This window comes from Roseibium sp. RKSG952, from assembly GCF_009711355.1.
Genome location: NZ_SMMF01000611.1, coordinates 1 through 2,516, shown reverse-complemented (window position 1 = coordinate 2,516; position 2,516 = coordinate 1). Strand labels below are relative to the sequence as shown.

The following is a 2,516-nucleotide window of genomic DNA, read 5'->3' as shown; positions in this document are numbered from 1 at the left end:
GCCCGGACACCAGATTCAACCATAGCTCTGATTTTCTTGGTCAAGCCTGGAGAGTTGCATGGAACCGCAACGACATCCTAACACAGCTAATGGAGATTAAATAGGTCGGGTTCACCGGACGGACACGAAAACTCTTGGAAATCGGAGCTGTCCACAAATGGCAATGCCGTCCTTAATGTGTAAAGTTGGAGAACTGACCGTAAATCTCCCATGAGGAAGATGCAATGCTATTGATAGTTAAACGCGCATTCAAATTCCTTATCCTAGTGATCTTGCTCCCTATTCACTCAGCCACTGCGGCAGACGTGATCATAAATAATATCGACGTGATCGATGTCATAGGCAAAACTATCCTCAATAACAAAACGATTGTGATTGACCGCGGAATTATTTCAGAAATACGCACAACCAGTATCACCCAACCGGGCGAAGCAGTTGTAATCGACGGCACCAATCAGATCCTCGCACCAGGTTTTATTAACGCTCACACCCACCTATGGCAGCATGCGGTGCGTGGCCTTGAACCATCAGGGGACCTCAATAGCTGGTCGTTTCTTGTTCATCAATTCTTGCATTACTGTACCGAGGAAGAAATGTACGGTGCTACTCTGGCTGCCGCCGCGCAAGCTACCCTGTCCGGCGTTACAACAATTGCAGACTTTGCATCACCCTACGCCTCTTTTACCTATGATGCGACAAGCGCGGCAATAAGGGATGCCGGCCTCGGTGGCGCAATCCTGTTCTGGAATCCGGCGTCGTTCCTAGGGCCCAAAGACAAACGAGCGGAAATAAAGCGACTTTCGGCAGAAATAGCACCACTAGATCTATGGATCGCACAGGGGCATTCCTTTTTGTTTAAACCACCTGTCGTGGCAGACGGTATTCGCCTCGCTGACGATTTAAACAGGATCCTCTCCGAACACACTATGGAAACAAATCAAGCTAATATCGAAACCCATACGATCTATACAAATTACTTACATGAATACGGGGATCTGCTCAGTGCGATGGACCGTCGTGCCATCGGAGCCCTTGTAGTCAAAGGAGCATCGACTGCGGTCAATGGATTTGCCCTCATTATACGAATGGCGAGGCAGATCATAGAAAACCAAGATGACGTCGCCAAACTGGGCGAACATAATGCTGGACAGCTTCAACAATTTGCGAAACAGCCACAAACAATGACCGCCGCAGACGCGCTCGATTTCCTAGGCGCATTTAATCTCCGGCACCCGTATGTTCTTATCCATGGTGTCTGGAGCAGCCCCGACGATATCATGACTATTGCGAGAAAAAACGTCAGAATTGCACATAATCCAGAGTCAAATGCCCGGCTTTCGTCTGGTATTGCCCCAATTTGGGAATACGCTAAGGCGGGTGTAACCGTGGCACTCGGGACTGACGGCGCCGCAAGCAATGATGCCATCAGTATGTTTCGTGCCATGCGAATGGCTTGGAATTTGCAAAAGCTCGAGTTTCTAAACAGCGCGCAGACGAGTGAAGAAATTGATGCTTGGTATATTTTGCAGGCCGCAACGATTGAAGGTGCAAAGACGTTGGGAATAGAAACCGAAACCGGATCTATTACAGTTGGCAAGGAAGCAGATCTCGTTATCTTGTCGAAAAAGCACCTTGGACTTTCACCCGTTATCGATTCGGCCGGTATAAACAATCTGGTTCCCATAATTGTCTATAGTGCTGGTTCCGAAGTGATAAATACTGTTATTAGTGACGGACGAGTCATCGTCAAAGAAGGCAAATTGATGCCACCTTTGAATGAAACTAAACTAGCCGAGAAATTGACAGAGATTTCTAACAAGGTAATGCAACGTCAGAAAACCGGCAAAATATGGAAGGAGAATTGGGAACTCACGTCCTCACCAGAAAATAATCAATGGTTTGAATACAGATCAGTGCGGAAAAATGATATTATAGACTTAAAATTACGCAACTCTGGCGATTACGCGCGTACAATATTACTTGCTATGTCAGGTCAACCGGAAGGAGGTGCAGCCGCCCCGATGCTGCATCCTAAAACTCTGGCTCGGTTTCCGCTCAATCCTCCGAAAGATTTTTGGCTACGCGAGTTGCAGATGCAACCCGGCCAGCATGTACGGGTCGCAAAACCTAAGGGCAGCTACCACTACGAAATCGAAATCGAGGGAAAAATAATCAAGCGCACAGGCACAGCCGAACAATTACTTGTAATGGTAAAACAATAGTGTTTAATTTGGCGTGACGGTCATTTTTATACCACATTTGACGATAACTCAAATACTTGTGACTGAACCCTGCCGAAGTGTTCCTCGCAATGCGTGGCAAATCACTGATGATCAGTTTCAATGACAGCGGTGCAATTCGCTCTTGAATGCACCCGGAATGATGAAAAACTTATCTTTGACAGTTTGAACGTTCAAACTGTCTCTAAAATGCTCGTTTTAGAGACAACATTTTTCCTGCATCGCACACACTTTCGAGACTACGGCATAAGTTACTGTTTTATATGTTTTATTGTT

At 46.5% G+C, this 2,516-nt stretch carries 1 protein-coding gene; it reads left to right on the top strand.

The window, feature by feature from the left end; translation table 11 throughout:
* Positions 1 to 224 precede the first annotated feature (224 nt).
* On the top strand, positions 225 to 2,222 hold the full coding sequence (locus E1297_RS02785; protein ID WP_155133626.1) for an amidohydrolase family protein: 1,998 nt from the start codon (positions 225 to 227) through the stop codon (positions 2,220 to 2,222).
* The last annotated feature ends 294 nt before the right edge of the window (positions 2,223 to 2,516 follow it).

Excerpts from the sequence above, each read along its gene's own strand:
- E1297_RS02785 (WP_155133626.1), top strand. The coding sequence starts at position 225 with ATGCTATTGATAGTTAAACGCGCATTCAAATTCCTTATCCTAGTGATC.